This window comes from Syntrophus aciditrophicus SB (assembly GCF_000013405.1).
Classification (GTDB): domain Bacteria; phylum Desulfobacterota; class Syntrophia; order Syntrophales; family Syntrophaceae; genus Syntrophus; species Syntrophus aciditrophicus.
The window spans coordinates 1,314,777-1,335,595 of sequence record NC_007759.1; the positions used below are offsets into that span (position 1 = coordinate 1,314,777).

A 20,819-nucleotide genomic window follows, 5' to 3' on the forward strand; every position below is an offset into this window, starting at 1 on the left:
TTGTCCGTACTTAATACACAAGCACCGGTGGAACCCATGCGCCATAATAGGGACCACCCGGCCCACCGCCCAGATATGCGTTTTCTACGAAATAACCTCTGATATATTTTTCCTTGCCGCTGCTTACCTTGGTGATATGAAAACCAATAAAGGCTTCTATGGGAGGAGCGGGATTCTGTTTGACTGCATCCCTGAGAACGGCATCGACGACAGGGAGGAAAACAGTTTGACCTTCATATAGCCCCATATAGTTGTCATGATACCCTACATCCATGGTGCCTGGCTCGATATAAAGCGGATCGCCGATGGAAAGTGGGTTGGAATTGCCGTTAACGATTATATCTTTAAGATGATTTGCGTTATTGATGGGATCCGAGGTCAACGACGTCCACTGACCGGCGACGGTGTTCGTATATGGGTCCCCATCTGGATTTACAGGAGCATATGCGTCATAGTGATAGGCCGAGCCTATTGTAAGAAGATTTGAAGGGCTGTTGTAATGACTCGCTCTTTTAGCTATCCAAAGGGGTATGGCCATCGGCACGAGTGTGCCTGGTTTGGCCGTGCCGGGGCTTGAACATATGGCAATGGCGGTCGCGCTCGCATTGGAAGTCAAGTTTCCAACAAATGCACCAAACCAGTGACGGATTGACCCGCCATTCGTTCCATCAACTCTCCTCACTGTTACCTTAACTGCCGCGACATCCCTGGTGCCGGGGGTGATGCTTTTCGGCTGAAGGCCCGCCGGGTTCTGATCCAGGTTCCAGTAGCCCGTCTCCACTTCGTAGCTGGTGAGGGTAACGCCATCCGATTTATTGGCCGGATCAATCGTGCTTGCCGCAGACTCAGCAGCGGCCCAGTCCGGTGTTGGAGGGGTCGCCGAGGTAAATCCGGATGGTGTATGTGCATATAACAAATTTGCTCTCGCAAGGGCGTCGGCATCTGCGGCATTATGGAGTTCGTTCTTCACCACCATGATGTGTCCGACATCCACGGCCATGGCGGCAATACCCAGGAATACCGTCATGGCCAGAGCCACGATAACGGCTACAGCCCCTTTCCGTTCCCTCAGCTTAAAACCGAAGTGTTCAGCTGTTTTCATCACAATAACCTCATCAAACAAGAGACGAATAAAAAATCATGTTATTCATATTTCATAACCGTTCTGGCCTTTATCGGGTAGTCAGTGACGGGGAAGAGGATAAAAGAATAGCCATAAGACACCGTAACTATGAGCGGATCACCAGAGTCTTGACCTTCGGGAAATTCCACATCAGTATTCAGCGGAATGCTGCTGCCGAATGTTATAAGATAATCGTTCGCGTAATCATTCACAATGCCCTTAATGGTGTCAGAGTTAGACGCATTTCCTGCGGGAACGCGTGAAGTTCCGTCGATATAAACAATCCCCGCACGTGCCCCTTCCCGGCTGGCATTGGTAAGCACTTGCTTGTTGTATATAAGTATCCCGAACTCTATGATGCCGAAAACCAGGACCAGCAGAATCGGAAGAACAATGGCAAACTCTACAACCGCGGCGCCTTTATGTTCTCTTAACTTTCTCATGGTGCAACCCTCCAGCAAAGCTGGTTATGACCATTATCTCCCCATCGTTCCCAGATTGATGGTCACGTTCTGGGCAGGGGCGGGTTTTTCAAAATCCTTTCGGTACTTCTCCACAACCTTCTCGGAAGCCTGGGCGTCCATGCCGGTAACGGGTTTCAGATTTTTCTCCGCAGCGGGATTCAATGTCTGATTGAATTTAGCCAGTTTGTGCGATGTGCCGTAATCCATTTCCACGCGACTGGACGTACAGGCTGAAATCAGAAAAGACGCTCCTATGATAAATGATGTTACGATCCATAATGATTTTTTCATGCTTCAATTCCTCCTTTCCCGCAGTTAGGGTCGAATGTATCCGAAATCGCCTTCGAGTCCGCCGGTTTTATCACCAGGAAGGGCTGACGAAACCGGGGTCGGAGTCGCAGAGTCGTTCTCTCCCTTGCCTTCAAGACTTCCAAGCAGATAGAACTCAAAGTCGTTGGGCTCGACGTATTGATCCGTGGGCAGAGTCTGCTTGGTCATATCCAGCGGTTTGACGAGACGAGGTGTGACGATGATGACCAGTTCAGTTTCGTTCTTGCGGAATTGGCTGCTGCGGAAAAGACTGCCCAGCACGGGGATATCTCCGAGAAGAGGGACTTTCCGCACGATCTGACGGATATCGTCCTTCAGCAGACCCGCAATGGCGAAGCTCTGGCCGTCTGCCAGTTCAACGGTGGTTGCCACTCGCCGTGTCGTAATCGACGGCACCGCATACCCTCCAACGGCTACGGCGTTAGTATAATCCAGGTCAGACACTTCCGGTGATACCTGCATACTGATTTTTTTGTTGCTTAACACGGTCGGGGTGAAGTTCAAGCCCACACCGAAGGGTTTGTATTCGATGGTGATATTTTCCTCTTGCGGAACCGGGATGGGGAATTCGCCGCCAGCAAGGAAACTGGCCGTCTTACCGCTCAAAGTGAGCAGGGTGGGCTCTGCCAGGACTTTCAGCAGACCCTGGTCTTTCATGGCATCAATAAAGAGGGTCCAGGTTGCTCCTCCGCCGAAGAAACGGAATGCAAGGCCCACACTGCTGGAAACAAGCGTTCCAACAGATACCGCGCCTTCAGATGCTGAAAGGTGGGTCATCGGTTGAATGTTGGCATCACTCGGAGAGACTGTGTATGTGAGATTATCCAGCATAGACATTCCGAAAGTATTGCCGCCTTCGCTCAGGTAATTCCAATTAATCCCCAGTTTTTTGATCAGGCTGCGGGACATCTCCGAAACCCGAACTTCCAGCATGACCTGATGAACGCCGCCCACTTCCAGGAAATTGTTGACGCCGCCGGTCTTGTCCTTGCCTTTTGGAGCATAGGAATTGGCCAGAGACATTACCTGGTTCATGTTGGCCGCACTGGAGACCGTTCCGGAAAGGGTGATGGCATCAGGAGTTGCCGTCACTCGGATATCTTTCTCATCGGGCATCATCGAATGGATCTTTTCCTTGAGGCCGACGACATCGGGGAGGACTTCCACATCGATGACGGACATGACGGAGTTATCGCTCCGCCAGAGTGTCAGATTGGTATTCCCCGCCATCTTTCCCGTCAGGTAGATCTGGCGGGGGGAGAGGGTAAGGATGTCGGCGTAATCCGGGGCGGCGATGGAAACGCGTTTCAGGTTCTGCGGGCATTCGACGATTGTCGATTTTCCCACGGTTAAGGTTAACTTTTGAGGACGGGATGTGTTGACGACTACCCTATCCGGTCCGGCTGCTACGCAGGGCAGGGCAATAAGAAAACATAATGCAATTGATATCAGACAACAGGCGACGAAATGCACTTTCAAACCAGGACAAGGTCTCATCTTCGCTATTCCCCCTTTTCAAAATTCTGTTCGCTGACTTTGCTTCCTTTAATCACTTCAACTGTAAAGACCGCTGGTTTCTGCGGCGCTGCGGCGACAACGGGTCTTGCCTTCTGGACGGCTGGCCGGGAAACAGTTCGGGCCGATGCAGGAGCGGGTGGCGCATAGGTGGCGGCGCCTAAAAGATTGGGAATCTTGGCACCGCGGGTGGCTACGGCTTCATTGTCGCCGAAGTTGCGGAGAGCAAGCTGAATCTTTCCTTCTGTGGATGCCAGAGCAAGCTTTTCTCCTTCTTCCGGCGTCACCTCCAGGGTGATGACATCCACGTTGGCTGGCTTTTCTCCTTTTTTCGTTTCGTTGAATTCCGGTCCGGAAGCAAGAACAAGGATATTCTCAAGTACAATCTTAGTCACAGGTGCAGTTACTTCCCCTCTCTGCTCGTTCAATGTGACCAGAACATCGACCCGATTTCCCGGATGGATGTAACCGGAAACACCCACCACCTTGTCTACCTTGACGGACATGGCCCGTTTGCTCGGTGTGATCACGGCGGCAACCCCTCCTGTCCTTATGCTGGTCGGGGCGAGACGGGCTTCCGTAATGGGTTCGTTGGTCCGGATGGGCTGGATCACGGTTCTGCCGACAATCTGGGCGGGATCGAGATAATAGCCATTGGGAAGACTTTCCTTGAGAAACGTGGCGGTGCGGACCATGTCTTTGGTCAGCACGGTGCTCCAGGGAACGTCGAATGCGGCAACGACCACCTTCTGCATTTCCTGGGGCTTGGCCTTTGCCGTGGCTGTTTTTTGAATCCAGTTGTAGGCAAGCAGGGTTACAATCAGGGCGAGAAAAACTGCCCCTCCAAGGAAAATGAGATGCTTCTTTTTATCCATTGCTCCTCTCCTTAAAAAACAAATTCATCTCCCGAAGGAGATGCGTTAACTATGAATAACCGATTACAAAATCATCCGGTATGCCACACTGGCCAATGTTCCCAGCGAGATCGCGACGCCGTAACAGAGCAGGGGCGCCTTTTCTGGCCGTGGGGGAGGTATGTAAATAAACTTTTTTGTCATAAAAAAAGTTTTAAGCATCAACACGAAACGCTTCATGGTATCCATAAGATAACCTTTTGCAGCTAAAATAATGAGTGCGTAAATTCCACCAATCAGTGCCGTTCCGAGGAAGGCAGCGAAAACACCCTGGGGGCCAAGGAGGGAGCCTACGGCAGCCATCAGTTTGACATCCCCTGCGCCCATTCCCCCCACAAGATAAAACACAATCAGGAGGGCTAAACCTAGAAAAAGGCCGCTGAGACTCTGAAGAAATCCAAAAAAGCCAGCAGTTAAACTGTAAAAAATCAATCCAAAGAGCATTGTGGAATAAGTAAGTCGGTTTGATATCCTGTGTGCTCGGAGATCAGTGACAGACGCAGTAATAAGTATGCCCACCAATAAGGTAATTATAATGGCGTTACTACTAAAATTAGGGCATGTCATAATGTCTTGCCTTAATATCCTTATGCATTCCTAAAATAACCAAAATTTACATTGCCGAACAATTTTTCATTATTCAAATGCATCTGCAATCTTATCGTATAAAACTGTTTTAACGCTTTGACCAAGAAATGATACCGAGCTAACGATGGCTAGAAAAATCAGGCCGGCGATCAGGGCGTACTCGATTGCTGTTGCACCGTCTTCAGATTTAAGAAAAAAAATAGTTTTACTCATAAGCCCTCCGCATAACCATCACATAATAAAAGAAAAAATTGCCTTTTGATAACCCACTACATCATGATATGGGCGGGGCATTACTTTTACTCAAAAAACGTGTTTGAAAAGTAATACCCCACCCACTATTGAGGTAAAATAGTTAATATCCCAAAACTGTTTCTATATACAGAAATTGGGTTTGTTAACCTTTACTCACCCTCACCAAGTTCACCTGCTACCTCTCTGAATGTGCCATCGAGCCCCTTACCAACCAAGGTAACTGCACCAATAATAACCACCGCAATCAACGCTGCAATCAAACCATACTCAATCGCCGTCACGCCTTCTTCATCCTTCAAAAATCTCTTAATCAGTTCCATTCTCTTTTCCTCCTTCTTAAAATAGTTTTTAAATTTTATTTCTACATTTCTGAACAGCTCACACCGTTCAGTCTCCCGCTTCTTTGTTATTCACCCCTTCCGCACCCCCGATCCGCTTCAGAAGGCAATCCGAACTGACCCGGCGCTGGAACGGGTTTCCATATCCTTGTTTCTGCTCACCTTGGACTCTGAAACATCGGTCTTTCGCCTTCGGCCCATCCTCTGGATCGTTTCGTCATCAAGTTCCAGGTACCAGCCCGCGGCCCGGTAACTGGTCACCGTGGTCAGGCGCAGAATCTCTTCGGCGAAGCGTGCCGTGAAACGGCCCTTGATCCAGTCCAGGATTTCCACCCTGATTTTTCGATCCTTATCGCAGAGGAGTTTCCTTTTGGGGACCTGAAGGAAAACCCGCCTTCCGCAAATGTTCAGATCCTGAACCGTGATGCTCCCCATGCTGTGGACAGGGACGTTGTGGGGCTCACCGCACCCGGAACAGACCGGCGTTCCCGGATCGATCGGTTCCACTGCCAGGTGGAGGTTCTTCGGCGTGCTCTGGATGATCCGGGTGACTCTGTAATTGGGGATGTTCAGGAGTTTGGTGATCGTTTCCAATTCCATTTTGAGGTCATCCTTTCGTTTCTTTCCCAGGGATTCGGAAATCCATTAAATCCCGACACCCCTTATTTCCGTTTTTCCGTCAACTTTTGATCCGATCATACAGGATGTTTTTGAAGGCATCCATCGGGGGCAACCTTAATTTCTTTCTCAGTTACCCTTAAGTTTTTCTAAGGGTTATTCTTATTTGTGGGGATAACTTTTTCCGGGTATGCTCAACTCCATTTGTCGGATTTATTACAGGAGGTTGAAAAGGATAACCATCGGGATAACTCTTATTTTATGTAAGGGTATTGATGAACAACAATCATCCATTGGATTAAGAATTGAGGGAATACACTTAGATTACAGGCAATTAATCCGGTTTGAGCTGCATAATCATCTTGCGGATATTGCAGGGATTTGCTAAAAATACCGCTATTTAAACCTCGGGCGGAGACGGGATGAGGAAGGGAAGGGAAGAAAAAAGGCGGAAAGTTGAAAATCCTGTGAGAATCCTGACAGGCGCGTTCCTGCTGATCGTCTGTGCCGCGTTTCCGGCCTTTTTCGGGGGCTGTTCATCAAAAACTTACTGGCCCCAGCAGCGGCCTGAAGTGCGCGTCAAACCAACACCGGCGAAAAAGCTGGCCAACATGGGCTTCACCATTCAGGCCGGGGCCTTTTCCCGGGTCGAAAACGCCGCGCGGCTGACGGAGGCTCTCCGCCTTCAGGGGCTGGATGCCTATTATTTCGTCCATTCCTCCGGCCTTTACAAGGTCCGTTTCGGCAACTTTACAGCGAAGGCGCAGGCCCGGAAAAGGGCGGAAACCCTCAGGCAGGCCGGCGTGATTGCCGAGTATTACATCGTAACTCCTGAGGAGTACAATGTTGCGCAGCGGCCCCGGCTCGGCGACGACCACTTTCGGGAACAGCTTATCAAAACGGCGCACAGTTTTATCGGCGTGCCCTATCTCTGGGGCGGAACGTCGCGGGAAAACGGGTTTGACTGCAGCGGCCTGGTCATGGCGGTTTACCAGTTGAACGGCCTGGATCTGCCCCGCACCTCCCGGGAGCAGTTTGAAGCGGGGACGCCCGTGGATCGTGACTGCCTGCGGAAGGGGGATCTCGTTTTTTTCGCCAACGGCAACGGTGCACCCATCTCCCACGTGGGGATCTATATCGGCGACGGGCGGTTTATCCACGCGCCGGCCACGGGCAAAAACATCCGCGTCGAATCCCTGGACAGAGACTACTACGCGAGGCGTTACGCGGGCAGCCGGACGTATCTGTAAAATCTTGACTATGGAGACCCGGCAGCGTTTCTTGTCGAAATTACAATCATATACAGATTACACAAGTGAAATTCTGTCAACAGGTATGTCACGGAAATCAAATCCCGTGCATTTTGTGGAATTATGGTGTTTTGCCTGTTGACTTTGAGCATTTTTTAAATAAGATGAATCCTTCCGAAAAGACGGACATTCATTGTTAATTTCGTGGAAACATTACGGGAAAGAGAAAGGTTGCCTGCAATGCTGGAACTCAGAGATCTGCACTTTGCGGTGGACCGCGGCGAGGGCTCCGAAGGCGGAGGAAAGCGCGGGATCATCAACGGTATCAATTTTAATTTCGAAAAGGGGAAATTCTATGCCATCACCGGTCCCAACGGTAGCGGCAAAACGACCCTGGCAAAACTGATCATGGGCATCAATCCGGTCACGTCCGGATCGATTATCTTTGACGGTCAGGATATTACGGATTTTTCCATCACGGATCGGGCCAAGGCCGGCATCGCTTACAGCTTCCAGCAGCCGGCCCGTTTCAAGGGGATCACCTTCCGGGAACTGCTGAGCCTGGCCACAGGCATCGAGGAGGAGGACAAGCTGGTCGAACTGCTCATGCGCGTGGGGATCTGCCCCCTCGACTTCCTGGACAAGGCGGTGGACGCGAAACTCTCCGGCGGCGAAATCAAGAAGATCGAACTGGCCACCACCATCGCCCGCAATCCCAAGCTGGCTATCTACGACGAACCCGACACGGGGATCGACCTGTGGACCATCGGCCCCATGGTGGACCTTCTTAAAAAAGAGCAGAAAGAATACGGCACGACGACGATCGTGGTCAGCCATAACAAGGTCTTTCTGGATGCGGCCGACGAGATCCTGATCATCAATGGCGGGCAGTTTGTTTTCCGCGGCACCCTGGACGAAGCACTGCCCCTGCTCAACGATCTGAGTATCTGTAATTTCAAACCCTGCTGCGAAGGAGAGGAACACAATGTTAGATGCTTTAGATAAGGACCTGCTCAAGGCTGTCGCCGACCTGGAAGACATTCCCAAGGGGGCCTACAATATAAGAAAGAACGGGAAACTGCTGACACGGGCAACCACCGCCAATATCGATATCGAAAGCAACGCCGACGGCACGGGGATCGTGGTGACCATCGCGCCGGGGACGAAAGACGAATCGGTGCATATCCCCGTGATTCTCAGCCAGGCAGGCCTCTACGATGTGGTTTACAACAACTTCATCATCGGCGATGGGGCGGACGTGACCATCGTGGCGGGCTGCGGCATCCACTGCGGGACGGCCAGCCCGGAAGGGCACGCGGGCATCCATGAATTCCGCGTCGGCAAAGGGGCAAAGGTGAAATACGTGGAGAAGCATTACGCCACGGGTGCTGGATCGGGCAGGCGGACGCTCAATCCCACGACGAAGGTTTTTCTTGCGGAAGGGGCGCAGGCGGAAATGGAACTGACCCAGATCGGCGGCGTGGATGAGGCCAATCGCGTCAATGAAGCGACCCTGGAGGCGAACAGCCTGCTGATGATCATGGAGCGCGTCCTGACGGAGAAGGAGCAGTCGGCCGTATCGAAAAATGAAATCAGGCTGGCGGGCGACAACAGCCGGGCCAACATGATTTCCCGTTCCGTCATCAAGGGAAACTCCAATCAGAATTTCTACGCAACCATCGAGGCCCTGGCGAAATGCTTCGGTCACATCGAATGCGACGCCATCATCATGGACAACGGAACCAACGAGACCATCCCCTCTCTGAAGGCCAAACACTCTGACGCCGAACTCACCCACGAGGCTTCCATCGGCAAGATCGCCAGCGACCAGCTCATGAAGCTCATGAGCCTCGGCCTTTCCTACGACGACGCCGTCAACCGCATCATCCAGGGCTTCCTGAAGTAGAAAGCGAGGGGTGAGGAGAGATAAATCGCAATGAAAATAGAGAATCTGATGGTGACAGGGGGCTGCGGGTTTATCGGCAGCAACTTTATTCGATATCTGCTGGAAGAGGCGAATTTTGCGGGGCGGATTGTCAATGTGGACAAGTTGACGTACGCGGGCAATCCGGAAAATCTGGCGGGGCTGGCAGAAAAATTCGGGGAGCGATACTGCTTTGAAAAGGCGGATATCTGCGATGCCGACCGGATGAAGGCAATTTTTGCGGAATACGAAATCGACGCCGTCTGCCATTTTGCCGCCGAGTCTCATGTGGACCGGTCGATCCGCAGGCCGGAGAGCTTCATCCAGACCAACATCGTGGGGACATTCAATCTGCTCGAACTGGCCAGGGCGCGGGGGGATCGCTTCCAGATTTTCCATCACGTCAGCACGGACGAGGTTTATGGCAGCCTGGGGCCGGAAGGCTACTTCACGGAGGAGACTCCGTATCGGCCTAACAGTCCCTATTCCGCTTCCAAGGCGTCGTCGGATCACTTGGTACGGGCCTATCACGTGACTTATGGCCTTCCCATTACCCTTTCCAACTGCTCCAACAATTACGGACCCTATCAGTTTCCCGAGAAGCTCATCCCCCTGATCGTCATCAACGCCCTGGAAGGCAAGACCCTCCCGGTTTACGGCGACGGGAAGAACGTCCGGGACTGGCTGTATGTCCGCGATCATTGCGAGGCGATCTGGACGATCATGAATTCCGGCCGCCGGGGGGAAACCTACAACGTGGGCGGCCAGTCTGAGATGGAGAACATCGCCATTGTCCGGCTGATCTGTGATATCCTCGATGAAGTGCGTCCGGCGGGTGATGGGAAATCCCGGCAGGAGCTGATCACCTTCGTGGCGGACCGTCCCGGGCATGATCACCGCTACGCCATCGATTTTACGAAACTGAATGCGGAATTGAAGTGGAGTCCCCGGGAGTCCTTTACCACGGGGTTGAGACGGACGATCAACTGGTATCTCGACAATCCCGGATGGATCGACCGGATACGCAGCGGGGCATATGCCGCATGGATCGATGAACAATACGGGGATTCATCCGTCAGTCAGACAGCAGCCGTGGAAAAATAGAGCGGTTGAAACAGGCCGGAAAAAACAAGGAGAAATCGGAGGACAGGAAAAGAATGGATGCCTTTCTCAATGAACCGATGGCCTTCCGGGGGATTCTCTGGGGGCAGCGCCGGGATAGCCTGACCGGCCGGACCTTTCTGCCTGTCCGTGAGGACGGGGACATCACGTCTTTCCGCCTGGAGGGAGACCTGCTGGAGATCGACGACACGAAGGTTTCCGACATCGTTTACTCCTTTTACCGGAACCGGTTTTACCGCGTCAGCGTCATCGTCGATTCCCGTGAAGATTTCAAGAAAATCAGAAGACACTTTTTTGACACCCACGGCGAAGGCGTCTCCGTAAGCAACGAAGAGGAGGAGACGGAAAGCTGTTACTGGGCGGGCGCCGAACTGGATATCTGCCTCAGATACAGCGAAAAATCAGGCGGCCGCATCGAATACTCCTTCCGCCCCATTCACAAACGGGAAGAAAAAGAAGCCAAGCTGAAAGCCATCCACGACTGGGAAAAATAAGTCCGGTTTACTGCTGCAGCCAGTTCTTGATGCGGGGGGCTTCGGTGGAAAGCCAGCGGGGAGAAAGGCGCAGATCGAGAAACAGGCGGAAGAGTGAAATCATCGTTTTTGTGGCCGTCTCGATCAGATACATCCGTTCGAGGATCGCGCCGTCGCGGTCTTCCGGGTCGTCCAGCTTGTCCGTCATGACGGGGAGCTTCAGGGACTGGAAGGAGAAACGATCAGCCTTCAGAGTGAATTCCCAGTTATCTTCATCCTTGCCCAGCTTGATCCGGGCTTCTTTGATCTTCTTTCCCTGGCGCAGGGCTTCCTTCCCCTCTCGCAGATCGGCGTGCATCCCCTGACAGACCACGGTTTCCGCGTATTCCCCGTCTCCCGATTCGAGGACCAGGCGGCGGACGAAGATCAGCTCCACATCCCCCTTCCCTGGAATTTCAATCATCCCGTTTCGTTCTTCGCTTTTGAACCACAGCCAGGTCAGGAACTCGCGGCCCAGGGAGGTCCGGTCCACGGCTGCCAGTCCCGCAGTGCCGACGGCATCGGGCAGTCCGGCCTTTTCCGCCAGGGAGAGGCGGCTTGTCAGTTCTTCATCCAGCCAGAGGGGATCCCAGGGGGTGTAGGGGTAGAGGGGCAGGGAAAAGGTCTGCTTGAAGAAATCCTGAAAATCGTCGATCACTTTTTCGGACAATGTGCATAACAGCAGAGTTTTCTGCGACACGGACCAGCAGAATTCGTAAAAGGCCGGAACCGGCGGGGTCTTGCTGAACAGTTCAAGATGGACCCGCTCCCGGATATCCTCCCGCTGTTCCCGGTAAACTCTCTTCTGTCCTGTTTCGGCGAGGAAATCCTGCTCCGCTTCCATCAGGCGGATTTTGAGAAGGGAGGGGGGGACTGTTTTTTTATCGACCCGCAGGGCCAGCATGAGATAATCGCCCCAGATGTATTTCGCGCCCTCAAAGTCCGTATCCAGCACGTTTTCCAGGCTGGTCCAGCCCATGGCCTTCTCTTCCGAGGTCAGGCCGATGTTGCGGAAGGCAAAAGCCTGGAGCTGCTGGTTGATGAAATCGTCGGCCTGTTGAGGCAATGAGCCTTCCAGACGGTAAAGTGAAAAAGTCAGTGTTCCTTTAAGCAGTCCCATAAGATAAGCCTCGCCGGGCAGAAAAGCCCTGAAAATTTGAATGCGCGAACCTATCCCATCCGGTTGAATTTTGTCAAGAGGAATACCGGGACGGTACAATTATATCGTGGACACTGCGGGTTGTTTATGATACTTCAGTGCAGTTTTTTCTCCATGAAGGAGCCGGGGGATGCAGGGCGGAAAGCGGATTAAAAAAATCGGGATTATCGCCAATATTCGGAAGGAAAAGGCGCTGGGATGCGCCGCGGAACTGAAGGCCTGGCTGCTGGATCAGGGCATGGAGGTTTTCCTCGATGAGGAGATTGCCGGGGTTCTGGGGGAGCCCGGCGGGATGAACCGGCGTTCCCTGGCCGCTCAGGCCGATCTGCTGATTGTTCTCGGAGGGGACGGCACCATGCTGAGAGCGGCGCGTTCCGTCCGGGAATTCGACATTCCCATCGTGGGCATCAATCTCGGGGCCTTCGGCTACCTGACGGACATCAACCTCAACGAAATGTATCCCTCCCTGGAGCGGATACTTTGCGGGAATTACGCGACGGAAAAGCGGATGATGCTCGATATGGAGGTGATGCGAGGCGGGCGGATTCTCTGCGAGCACACCGTACTCAACGACGTGGTCATCAACCGGGGTAATCTTTCCCGGATCATCGACATGGAGACCGCCGTCGACGACCATTATCTGACGACATTCCGGGCCGACGGGCTGATCATCAGCACCCCCACCGGTTCGACGGCCTATTCGCTCTCCGCAGGAGGGCCGATCGTCTTTCCTTCCCAGGATGCCATCATCATTAATCCGATTTGTCCCCATACGCTGACCAACCGGCCTGTTATCCTGCCCTGCACAATGACCGTTTCCGTGAAGATCTGGTCGGAAGATGAAGGGGTGAACGTCGACCTTGACGGACAGGAGTCCGTTGCGTTGAAATCGGGGGACATTCTGATCATCCGCCGATCCCGCTACATGACCACCCTGGTTTCTTCTCAGAACCGGGATTATCTCGAAATCCTGCGATCCAAACTGGGATGGGGCCGACTGCCCGCCATGAACCGATAAGCTCAGGATGCTGGCGCAACTCAAGATTCGCAACTTCGCCCTGATCGACGCCCTGGATGTATCCTTCGACCGGGGGCTGAATATTCTTTCCGGTGAAACCGGCGCGGGGAAGTCCATCATCATCGGCGCCATTGGACTTCTGCTGGGAGACCGGGCCTCAACGGAGATGATCCGCTCCGGGGCCGAAGCGGCGGAGGTGGAGGCTTTCTTCGATCTGGACGAAGGCGACCCCGTGCGGGAAAAGCTGGCGGAGGCAGGCCTTGACGACGGCGAGGGGATGATTGTAAGGCGGGTGATGTCCCGTTCGGGCAGAAACCGGGTCTACATCAACGGCAGCATGGCGACCCTGAACCTCCTGGCCGACCTGGGCGAATCGCTGATGAACATCTGCGGTCAGCGGGAACATTCAGTCATGTTGAATGCGGATCGTCATCTGGACATGCTGGATGCCTTCGGCGACCTGAATCCCCTTCGATCCGGCTACGGCGCGTTGTACGAAACCCGGCAGGATCTTCTGGGACGCGTTGAAAAATTGACGGAGGCAAAAAACCGGCGCACGGAGCAGGAAGAACTGGCCCGCTTTCAACTGGACGAAATCCATAAGGCAGCCGTGATCCCCGGTGAAGATGTCCGGCTGACCGCGGAAAGGCAGGTGCTCCTTTCCGTGCAGAAGCTGATGGACGCCGCCGGGCAGGCCCATGAGCTCCTCTACGATCGCGGAGACTCCGTTCTGGCGTCCCTGAAAAGCGTAATTTCCTGTGTGCGGGACATCCGGAAACTCGATGAATCTCTGAATCTCTCTGAAGCGGAGCTGGACGCCCTGTATTATTCCCTGGAGGAAGCCGCCTTTACCCTGCGGGATTACCGGCAGCGACTCGTTCCGGACCCCGGCAGGCTCGCTGGCATTGAAGAGCGGCTTGAAATCCTGGGGCGGCTGAAAAGAAAATATGGCGGCTCCCTTGATGGAGTGCTGGAAAAGCAGGCGGAACTGGAAAATTCCCTGTCGGAGCTGTCCGGCCTGGAAGAGACTCTGGAGAAAGCCCAGGCATCGCTGCGGGAAATCGAAACCCGCATGAGAGAGAAGGCGGAAGAGCTTTCCGCGGCAAGGCGGCGGGCGGCGGCCGTGCTGGAGCAGGCGATCGAGGAGGAGCTGCGCGGCCTGCGCATGGAGGCGGCGGACTTTGACGTCGTCTTTCAGGAGAGAGGAGAAGAGGGCAATCCGCCATTCAATCCCCGGGGAATAGATCTGGTCGAGTTTTACCTTTCCGCCAACGCCGGAGAGGAGCCGAAGCCGCTCAACCGCATTGCTTCCGGCGGGGAGCTGTCGCGCATCATCCTGGCGATGAAGAAGGTCCTGGCCCGGGCCGGCGCCGTGGGCGTCATCGTTTTCGACGAAGTGGACAGCGGCATCGGCGGGGAGACGGCGGATCGCGTGGGAGACAGACTCCGCGATGTGGCGCGCCATCATCAGGTGCTCTGCATCACCCATCTGCCCCAGATTGCCTGCTACGGGGAACGGCACTATCGGGTAATCAAGGCGGCGGAAGGCGACCGGACGACAACCCGGATTGAACTTCTTTCCGATGAGGAGCGCCCGGAAGAAATCGCCCGGATGCTTGGGGGGAGGGAAATGACGGAAACGACGAAGCGCCATGCCAGGGAAATGCTGGCCCGGGCGGCCGGGAGGTAGGGAATGCTCAGAAAAGCAAGGATCAGCGATGTGAGAACGATTCATCGATTGATCAACATCTCTTCGGGAAAGGGGGAGATGCTGTCCCGTTCCCTCATGGACATTTACGGCAATCTGCGGGATTTTTTCGTATACATCGATGAAGAAAAGAACGCCATTATCGGCATCTGCGCCATGAGCATCATCTGGGAAAACCTGGCCGAGATTCGTTCTCTTTATGTCGACGAATCGCGGCGGAAGGAAGGAATCGGCCGAAAACTTGTAGAAGCCTGTGTTTCCGAGGCCATTACCCTGGATCTCTTCCGCATCTTTACCCTGACCTATCAGGTGGATTTCTTTTCGCGGCTGGGATTCAAGATTGTGGACCGGGCGACTCTTTCGGAAAAGGTCTGGTCGGACTGCTTCCGTTGCGCGAAATATCCCGACTACTGCGACGAAGTCGCCATGGACCTCGAACTTTGAGCAGGAACGACGAAAAAGGAAGATGAATTATGAAGATGACGATGAATAACTGGAAAAGGGGAACGGTTCCCATTGCCCTGGCATTTTTCCTTTCCATGGGGATGGCCGGCTGCGCGGCGCGAAAAGGAGTGGATGAAGCTTACAGGCTGCCACCGCCGGCAGCAAAAGTGGAGCCGGCTCCGAAGACCGTCCCTTCGCCGGCTCCGAAAACCGTTCCGCCTCCCTCTGTAAAACCAGCTCCGACGCCCGCACCGCCCCCCACACCGCCTCCCGCTCCGAAACTGGAACCTCCGGAGCCTTATGAACCGACTCCGCTGACCTCGTCGCTGACGCCCATCAAACCTCAGGAAGTGCCCCAGCTGCTGGATGATCTCGATACGGAATCCCTGCTGGCGGCTATCGAAAAAAGCCTGCTGTTCTACAGCCGAGTTCCGGCGGACAGCCGCTACCCTCTGGGAGAATCAACCTGCACCGCCGGGGAATTGAAGGCAACCCTGCTGGCCTTGCGGGAAATCCTTCAGACCTGCGGGTCCGATGAATGCAGAAGAACGAAAATCGCCGGGAACTTCGATTTTTATAAAGCCGCCGGTCAGGATCAGAAAGGAACCGTCCTGTTTACCGGATATTTTGAACCGGTGATGAAGGGTTCGCTGGAAAAAACGGATTTCTATTCTTTTCCTCTGTATGGCCCTCCGGAAGAAACCGTCGTGATCAATCTGGGTAAGTTCAATTCGAAATATGAAGGAGAAACCCTGACCGGGCGGGTTCTTAACGGCGAAGTCGTTCCCCATTACAGCCGTGAGGAGATCGACGGGAAAGGAATTCTTCAGGGACGGAATCTTGAAATCGCCTGGGCAGCGGACCCTGTGGAGCTGTTTTTTCTTCATATTCAGGGATCAGGCATCATGGAACTGCCTGACGGCCGTAGAATCCGCGTCGGCTACGCCAGATCCAACGGGCGCCCTTTCCGCGGTCTGGCGAAGGTGCTTCTGGATCGGGGAAAGATTACGGAACGGGAGATGTCTCATGAAGGCGTCAAAAACTGGCTTCTGGACAATCCGGAGGAACGGGACGAAATGATGTACCGGAACCCGAGTTATGTCTTTTTCCGGATCATGGATGGTGAAAATGTCGGTTCCCACAATGTGCCCCTGACTGCGGGGCGGTCCATCGCCACGGACGCAAAATTTTTCCCCAGGGGAGCGCCGGCCCTGATTCGACTGCGGAAGCCTGTTTTTCCTGAAGAGGGCGGCGGGTTGGAGTGGGTCCCCTTCTCCCGCTTAGTTCTCAATCAGGACGCGGGCGGAGCGATCAAGGGGACGGGGCGGGTTGACATTTACTGCGGCACGGGAAGAGAAGCGGAACGGGTTGCCGGAAGCCTCAAGGAACCGGGGGAACTGTATTTTCTGCTGAAGAAAAACAGTGTGACCGGCAAGGTGGCGTCCACGGTCTTTTGAACCTTACGGGAGTGTGAGATCCATGCATTGTGCGGTTTTTCATATTGCCACCCCGGCAAACCCCTATTTTTAATTGATAAGGGGCATGTTTTATGTTAAAAATCAACAACAATCAGCATTGAGCCTGTTCCCGGAAACGGAACGGTCTGCTGTAAAGGGTTCAGCGTATCCGGGTGTCGCTTGAACTTTTCTGGGCGGCAGATATTCGGCATTTCACTCTAACCATTTCATTACAAAATATCGAAGGGGGATTTGAAGGATGACGAAGGCGGAATTGATTTCGGTAATAGCAGAAGAAGCAGGCATTACAAAGGCCTCAGCGTCGAAAGCTCTGGAAAGTTATGTAAATACGGTAGCGAAGGAACTGAACAAAACTGGGAAACTGGGGCTGGTCGGCTTCGGAACTTTTTCCGTCGTCATGAGGGAAGCCCGCGAGGGTAGAAATCCTCAAACGGGCGATATCATCAAGATTCCGGCCAAGAAAGTCGTCAAATTCAAACCGGGAAAGGAATTGTCGGAAAAAATCAAATAAATTTTCTGTTGCGTTTTTCGAGTCTGGAGAAAGCCCCCGGAAGAATAATTTCGGGGGCTTTCTTGCGTTTACCGGTTATCTTTGATAAAGGACGGAAAAATTTTTCAGGGGGGCATCTTGACAGCGAAACGAATTTTAAGCGGAATGAGGCCCACGGGGAAACTCCACCTGGGCAACCTGCACGGTGCGTTGAAAAACTGGGTTGACCTTCAGAATCAAGGTACGTATGAGTGCTTCTACTTCGTAGCAGACTGGCACGCCTTGACAAGTGACTACAGCAGCACGGATTCGATCCGGGAGAACATCATCGACATGGTGATCGACTGGCTGAGCGTCGGGCTTGACCCGCGGAAAAGCACCCTGTTCGTCCAGTCGAAAATCAGGGAACACGCGGAGCTTTTCCTCCTGCTGTCCATGATCACCCCGCTGGCCTGGCTGGAACGGAACCCGACCTATAAGGAGATGAAAGAGGAGCTGACCAACCGGGATCTGTCGACTTTCGGTTTCCTGGGCTACCCCGTGCTTCAGGCGGCGGACATCATCATGTACAAGGCCCATGGCGTGCCCGTGGGGGTGGATCAGTTGCCCCATGTGGAGCTGACGCGGGAAATCACCCGGCGCTTCAATTTTCTCTACCGGGAAATCTTTCCCATTCCCGAGCCCCTGCTGACCAATGTCCCCAAACTCCTGGGCATCGACGGCAGGAAAATGAGCAAATCCTACGACAACTCCATCTTCATCAGCGATCGCGGCGATGCCCTGAACAGGAAGATCATGGCGATGTTCACCGATCCGCAGCGCATGCGAAAGACCGATCCGGGGCGGCCTGAGCTTTGCAATGTCTTCAGCTTTCACGGGCTTTACTCTGAAGAAGCCGCCGTCGGGGAAATCGAAGTGGAGTGCCGCAGGGCGGGAATCGGCTGCATTGAATGCAAGAAGCGCCTGGCGGCCCGTATCGCCGGGGAGCTGAAAACCGTTCATGAACGGCAGGACTACTATCGCAGTCATATGGATGAGGTTCGGGGAATCATCGATGACGGCAATGCCCGCGCCCTGAAAATCGCCCGCGCGACCATGGAAGAAGTCCGGGAAGCGGTAAAAATCTGATTTCAATCCCGGCTCTGCGATGAGTGAAAGGCAGCGGAATCGATGCAGGCGGACGCAAGGCGATCTTGTGGAACCGGCGTCGGGCAGAAAGCGAAGAACGCGCTTGAATCTGGAATCGGAATGAAAGGAAGGGCAGGACATCATCATGGAAGAGCGGCTGCAGAAAATTCTCGCCCGATCGGGGGTGGCGTCCCGGCGTAAAGCGGAAGAGATGATCCGCGAAGGGCGGGTTAGCGTCAATTCGGAAATCGTCCGGGAGCTGGGCTCAAAGGCCGACATCGAGCGGGACGAGATCCGTGTGGACGGCAAGCTGATCTGCGCGGAAGAAACGAAGGTCTATGTAATGCTGAACAAGCCTCGAGGGTATGTGACGGCGCTCAGCGATCCGCAGAAACGGCCCCTGGTGATTCACCTCCTGCCGGAGTTGGGAGTCCGGCTTTTTCCCGTCGGCAGGCTGGATTACGATTCCGAAGGTCTGCTCCTGCTGACTAATGACGGCGGCTTCGCCCAGCGCGTCCAGCATCCCCGCTATCGTATTTCCAAGACCTATCGGGTCAAGATCTCCGGCAGACTGAATGCCGCGGAATTCAACCGCCTGCAGAAGGGGCTGGAGCTGGAAGACGGGAAGTTTGCTCCCGATGAGGTGGCGCTCGAAGAGATCAATCCAAAGAGCAGCTGGTTGACCATGAAGATCAGTGAAGGGCGCAACCGGGTTATCCGCCGGGCCTTCGAGCAACTGGGGCACGAGGTCCTGAGGCTGATCCGGACGGCTGTTGCGGATCTGCATCTGGGCAATCTTCGGGAAGGAGATTACCGGCTTCTCAAGGGCTGGGAGGTTCAGCAGCTTCTGACGCCGCGAAAGAGGAGCGGATCGAAGATTCTGCCGGAAAAGGAAAAATAAGAATGAGGACAATTCTCTGCTTCAGGATATGGCCGGCGGCAATGGTTCTGATCTGTCTGATTGTCCTGTGCGGCAGGGCGGAGGCGACGCCGGTGGCAGCGACCCTTTCCCCGGAATCGGCCCAGGTGACGGAAGTTTCCCGTCTGTCGGTTCGAATGGAGGGCGGGGGAGAGGGCAGGGCGGTGTTGATTCTACCCGGCCCGGCTAAGCCCGAATCACTGAAAATCTTTCCGGTGGAAGATCCGGCACTGAAGATTTCCTCTCTTTCCTGGCGGGCCTTGACGGACAAAGGATCCGCAGTCAACGACGCAAAGCGGAAGCAGCACCGGAGCCTGACGGCGGAACGAAATCGGCTGGCGGCGGAGATCAAGGGCCTGGAGGCGCGGATCGCCTTCTGGCAGTCCCAGACAAAAGCGAAAACCAGATCGTTGAACGATGCCGTCAATCTTTCTGCAGTGATTTCCCGGAATACGAAAAAAGCCTGGCAGGAAAAGATGACCCTGGAGGAGGAACGCGAAGAACTGGATCAGCGCATCGCGACTCTTCAGGCTGAGATGAAGAATCCCCGTGAAGCGGCAAAGGCGGACTGGGAAGTCAGCCTGTCTCTGTTGGGTTTGAAGCCGGAGAGCCGATCGATTATCTTGAGATATTCCTATACCCTGTCCGACTGCGGCTGGAAGCCGCTCTATCGCCTTGAAGCCAATCCAGGGCAGGAACGCGTCTCCTTTTCCTGGGAAGCCGAGGTCTGGCAGAACTCCCCTCATGACTGGGCCGGCGTGGAGCTATCCCTGGCGACCCACCCGGAAGGGACTCCGACCGTTCCGGACAAAGCACCGGAGTGGCGAATCGGCGTGGAGAAAACAGGGGCTCGTCAGGCTTCAAAGAAAACGGAAAAAACAGAAGCGGCAGGGACGCCGATGCGGAATCCCGTTGCCCCGTTTTTCCGTTTCCTGGGGACACGAAGCGTCCCGGCAGGCCAAAAGGTGGTTCTTCCCGTGGAAAGCGCGAACTGGCCGGCTGTCTTTACCCGTATCCTGAAACCATTTTCCGGCCGGAATGCGGAGATGCGGGCAGTGATCACCCTGCCGTCACCCGTGACGATTCCGGAAAATCCGGCTTTGTTTCTGAGGGACGGCGTATTGCTGGGCCGTCGGGAATTCGGTTTTTCCGGACGGGAGAAAAGTCTGCTTTTCGGGAGCTGTCCGGATGTTCAGGCGGAGATCAACATGCTGTCGGAGCCGGGAAACGCGCCTGCATTCGATGCAAATAAACAGGTGTGGGATTGGCGCTGGCAGACGGTCGTAAAAAATGAAGGCGGCAAGCTGCTGAAAGTCCGGGTCGAAGAGCCCGTCCCTCAAATCCGGGACCGCCGGATCACGTTCGCAATGACGGGAGAACCAGGTTATCCGGAAGAAAAAGCGGAGATGGGAGTGCGGGAACTGGAGCTGCCGCCGGGCACCGGCCGGACGCTGGAAACCTTTCTCCACATCGCAGCGCCACGGGACTTGAATGTGGAGATGAGCTGGACCCCCTGAGCGGC

General features: G+C 54.3%; 23 protein-coding genes. 13 read left to right on the forward strand and 10 right to left on the reverse strand.

The annotated features are described in order from the left end of the window. Positions 1-10 precede the first annotated feature (10 nt). The 9 genes from SYN_RS06115 to SYN_RS06155 form a co-directional block, all read right to left on the reverse strand. Positions 11-1,102 (reverse strand): TadG family pilus assembly protein, encoded by a 1,092-nt coding sequence (locus tag SYN_RS06115; RefSeq protein WP_041584804.1) that lies wholly within the window; start codon positions 1,100-1,102, stop codon positions 11-13. Between the two features lie 41 nt (positions 1,103-1,143). Continuing rightward, positions 1,144-1,566 (reverse strand): TadE/TadG family type IV pilus assembly protein, encoded by a 423-nt coding sequence (locus SYN_RS06120; RefSeq protein WP_148202507.1) that lies wholly within the window; start codon positions 1,564-1,566, stop codon positions 1,144-1,146. A 33-nt stretch (positions 1,567-1,599) separates the two neighbouring features. Beyond that, the gene (locus SYN_RS06125; RefSeq protein ID WP_011417201.1) at positions 1,600-1,878 is read right to left on the reverse strand and encodes a hypothetical protein; all 279 of its coding nucleotides are present in this window, start codon (positions 1,876-1,878) and stop codon (positions 1,600-1,602) included. A gap of 24 nt (positions 1,879-1,902) precedes the next feature. Further along, the gene (locus tag SYN_RS06130; protein WP_011417202.1) at positions 1,903-3,414 is read right to left on the reverse strand and encodes a type II and III secretion system protein family protein; all 1,512 of its coding nucleotides are present in this window, start codon (positions 3,412-3,414) and stop codon (positions 1,903-1,905) included. A 5-nt stretch (positions 3,415-3,419) separates the two neighbouring features. Beyond that, entirely contained in the window at positions 3,420-4,307 is an 888-nt protein-coding gene (cpaB, locus tag SYN_RS06135) for a Flp pilus assembly protein CpaB (protein WP_011417203.1), read from the reverse strand. A gap of 63 nt (positions 4,308-4,370) precedes the next feature. After that, positions 4,371-4,913 carry an A24 family peptidase gene (locus SYN_RS06140; protein WP_011417204.1) on the reverse strand — a complete coding sequence of 181 codons (543 nt, stop codon included), beginning with the start codon at positions 4,911-4,913 and terminating at the stop codon, positions 4,371-4,373. A gap of 69 nt (positions 4,914-4,982) precedes the next feature. Next, positions 4,983-5,147, reverse strand: coding sequence for a Flp family type IVb pilin (locus SYN_RS06145; protein WP_011417205.1), 165 nt, complete (start codon positions 5,145-5,147; stop codon positions 4,983-4,985). A 191-nt stretch (positions 5,148-5,338) separates the two neighbouring features. After that, positions 5,339-5,509, reverse strand: a complete 171-nt coding sequence (locus SYN_RS06150) for a Flp family type IVb pilin (RefSeq protein ID WP_011417206.1) — start codon at positions 5,507-5,509, stop codon at positions 5,339-5,341. A 117-nt stretch (positions 5,510-5,626) separates the two neighbouring features. Beyond that, positions 5,627-6,127, reverse strand: a complete 501-nt coding sequence (locus tag SYN_RS06155; protein ID WP_011417207.1) for a transposase family protein — start codon at positions 6,125-6,127, stop codon at positions 5,627-5,629. Between the two features lie 440 nt (positions 6,128-6,567). Between SYN_RS06155 and SYN_RS06160 the strand changes: the two genes are divergently transcribed. From SYN_RS06160 to SYN_RS06180, 5 genes are all read left to right on the forward strand, one after another. Continuing rightward, positions 6,568-7,395 (forward strand): C40 family peptidase, encoded by an 828-nt coding sequence (locus SYN_RS06160; RefSeq protein WP_011417208.1) that lies wholly within the window; start codon positions 6,568-6,570, stop codon positions 7,393-7,395. A gap of 240 nt (positions 7,396-7,635) precedes the next feature. Continuing rightward, a complete protein-coding gene (locus tag SYN_RS06165) occupies positions 7,636-8,400 on the forward strand; it encodes an ABC transporter ATP-binding protein (RefSeq protein ID WP_041584806.1) in 765 nt (254 codons plus the stop codon). After that, complete coding sequence (locus SYN_RS06170; RefSeq protein ID WP_011417210.1) at positions 8,381-9,301, forward strand: SufB/SufD family protein; 921 nt, start codon at positions 8,381-8,383, stop codon at positions 9,299-9,301. The genes SYN_RS06165 and SYN_RS06170 overlap by 20 nt, the downstream gene beginning before the upstream one ends. A 30-nt stretch (positions 9,302-9,331) precedes the next feature. Beyond that, positions 9,332-10,423: a dTDP-glucose 4,6-dehydratase gene (gene rfbB, locus SYN_RS06175; RefSeq protein ID WP_011417211.1), complete on the forward strand. Its 1,092-nt coding sequence runs from the start codon at positions 9,332-9,334 to the stop codon at positions 10,421-10,423. A 53-nt stretch (positions 10,424-10,476) separates the two neighbouring features. Then, positions 10,477-10,935, forward strand: a complete 459-nt coding sequence (locus SYN_RS06180) for a hypothetical protein (RefSeq protein WP_148202508.1) — start codon at positions 10,477-10,479, stop codon at positions 10,933-10,935. A gap of 7 nt (positions 10,936-10,942) precedes the next feature. On the opposite strand, the gene rdgC is transcribed toward SYN_RS06180, so the two are convergent. Beyond that, complete coding sequence (gene rdgC / locus SYN_RS15195) at positions 10,943-12,073, reverse strand: recombination-associated protein RdgC (protein ID WP_148202509.1); 1,131 nt, start codon at positions 12,071-12,073, stop codon at positions 10,943-10,945. Between the two features lie 187 nt (positions 12,074-12,260). On the opposite strand from rdgC, the gene SYN_RS06190 reads away from it, so the two are divergent. From SYN_RS06190 to SYN_RS06225, 8 genes are all read left to right on the forward strand, one after another. Continuing rightward, positions 12,261-13,130 carry an NAD(+)/NADH kinase gene (locus SYN_RS06190; protein ID WP_041585458.1) on the forward strand — a complete coding sequence of 290 codons (870 nt, stop codon included), beginning with the start codon at positions 12,261-12,263 and terminating at the stop codon, positions 13,128-13,130. A gap of 7 nt (positions 13,131-13,137) precedes the next feature. Beyond that, entirely contained in the window at positions 13,138-14,820 is a 1,683-nt protein-coding gene (gene recN / locus SYN_RS06195; protein WP_011417216.1) for a DNA repair protein RecN, read from the forward strand. A gap of 3 nt (positions 14,821-14,823) precedes the next feature. Beyond that, positions 14,824-15,282: an N-acetyltransferase gene (locus SYN_RS06200; RefSeq protein WP_011417217.1), complete on the forward strand. Its 459-nt coding sequence runs from the start codon at positions 14,824-14,826 to the stop codon at positions 15,280-15,282. Positions 15,283-15,311: 29 nt separating this feature from the next. Then, positions 15,312-16,739 carry a murein transglycosylase A gene (locus tag SYN_RS06205; protein ID WP_011417218.1) on the forward strand — a complete coding sequence of 476 codons (1,428 nt, stop codon included), beginning with the start codon at positions 15,312-15,314 and terminating at the stop codon, positions 16,737-16,739. A 259-nt stretch (positions 16,740-16,998) separates the two neighbouring features. Next, the gene (locus SYN_RS06210) at positions 16,999-17,271 is read left to right on the forward strand and encodes an HU family DNA-binding protein (protein ID WP_011417219.1); all 273 of its coding nucleotides are present in this window, start codon (positions 16,999-17,001) and stop codon (positions 17,269-17,271) included. A gap of 117 nt (positions 17,272-17,388) precedes the next feature. Further along, positions 17,389-18,378, forward strand: a complete 990-nt coding sequence (trpS, locus tag SYN_RS06215) for a tryptophan--tRNA ligase (protein WP_148202510.1) — start codon at positions 17,389-17,391, stop codon at positions 18,376-18,378. A gap of 145 nt (positions 18,379-18,523) precedes the next feature. Beyond that, positions 18,524-19,279, forward strand: a complete 756-nt coding sequence (locus SYN_RS06220) for a pseudouridine synthase (protein WP_011417221.1) — start codon at positions 18,524-18,526, stop codon at positions 19,277-19,279. Between the two features lie 2 nt (positions 19,280-19,281). Further along, positions 19,282-20,814, forward strand: a complete 1,533-nt coding sequence (locus tag SYN_RS06225; RefSeq protein ID WP_011417222.1) for a DUF4139 domain-containing protein — start codon at positions 19,282-19,284, stop codon at positions 20,812-20,814. Positions 20,815-20,819: the final 5 nt, after the last annotated feature.

Excerpts from the sequence above, each read along its gene's own strand:
- SYN_RS06115 (WP_041584804.1), bottom strand. The coding sequence starts at position 1,102 with ATGAAAACAGCTGAACACTTCGGTTTTAAGCTGAGGGAACGGAAAGGG.
- SYN_RS06120 (WP_148202507.1), bottom strand. The coding sequence starts at position 1,566 with ATGAGAAAGTTAAGAGAACATAAAGGCGCCGCGGTTGTAGAGTTTGCC.
- SYN_RS06125 (WP_011417201.1), bottom strand. The coding sequence starts at position 1,878 with ATGAAAAAATCATTATGGATCGTAACATCATTTATCATAGGAGCGTCT.
- SYN_RS06130 (WP_011417202.1), bottom strand. The coding sequence starts at position 3,414 with ATGAGACCTTGTCCTGGTTTGAAAGTGCATTTCGTCGCCTGTTGTCTG.
- cpaB (WP_011417203.1), bottom strand. The coding sequence starts at position 4,307 with ATGGATAAAAAGAAGCATCTCATTTTCCTTGGAGGGGCAGTTTTTCTC.
- SYN_RS06140 (WP_011417204.1), bottom strand. The coding sequence starts at position 4,913 with ATGACATGCCCTAATTTTAGTAGTAACGCCATTATAATTACCTTATTG.
- SYN_RS06145 (WP_011417205.1), bottom strand. The coding sequence starts at position 5,147 with ATGAGTAAAACTATTTTTTTTCTTAAATCTGAAGACGGTGCAACAGCA.
- SYN_RS06150 (WP_011417206.1), bottom strand. The coding sequence starts at position 5,509 with ATGGAACTGATTAAGAGATTTTTGAAGGATGAAGAAGGCGTGACGGCG.
- SYN_RS06155 (WP_011417207.1), bottom strand. The coding sequence starts at position 6,127 with ATGGAATTGGAAACGATCACCAAACTCCTGAACATCCCCAATTACAGA.
- SYN_RS06160 (WP_011417208.1), top strand. The coding sequence starts at position 6,568 with ATGAGGAAGGGAAGGGAAGAAAAAAGGCGGAAAGTTGAAAATCCTGTG.
- SYN_RS06165 (WP_041584806.1), top strand. The coding sequence starts at position 7,636 with ATGCTGGAACTCAGAGATCTGCACTTTGCGGTGGACCGCGGCGAGGGC.
- SYN_RS06170 (WP_011417210.1), top strand. The coding sequence starts at position 8,381 with ATGTTAGATGCTTTAGATAAGGACCTGCTCAAGGCTGTCGCCGACCTG.
- rfbB (WP_011417211.1), top strand. The coding sequence starts at position 9,332 with ATGAAAATAGAGAATCTGATGGTGACAGGGGGCTGCGGGTTTATCGGC.
- SYN_RS06180 (WP_148202508.1), top strand. The coding sequence starts at position 10,477 with ATGGATGCCTTTCTCAATGAACCGATGGCCTTCCGGGGGATTCTCTGG.
- rdgC (WP_148202509.1), bottom strand. The coding sequence starts at position 12,073 with ATGGGACTGCTTAAAGGAACACTGACTTTTTCACTTTACCGTCTGGAA.
- recN (WP_011417216.1), top strand. The coding sequence starts at position 13,138 with ATGCTGGCGCAACTCAAGATTCGCAACTTCGCCCTGATCGACGCCCTG.
- SYN_RS06200 (WP_011417217.1), top strand. The coding sequence starts at position 14,824 with ATGCTCAGAAAAGCAAGGATCAGCGATGTGAGAACGATTCATCGATTG.
- SYN_RS06205 (WP_011417218.1), top strand. The coding sequence starts at position 15,312 with ATGAAGATGACGATGAATAACTGGAAAAGGGGAACGGTTCCCATTGCC.
- SYN_RS06210 (WP_011417219.1), top strand. The coding sequence starts at position 16,999 with ATGACGAAGGCGGAATTGATTTCGGTAATAGCAGAAGAAGCAGGCATT.
- SYN_RS06220 (WP_011417221.1), top strand. The coding sequence starts at position 18,524 with ATGGAAGAGCGGCTGCAGAAAATTCTCGCCCGATCGGGGGTGGCGTCC.
- SYN_RS06225 (WP_011417222.1), top strand. The coding sequence starts at position 19,282 with ATGAGGACAATTCTCTGCTTCAGGATATGGCCGGCGGCAATGGTTCTG.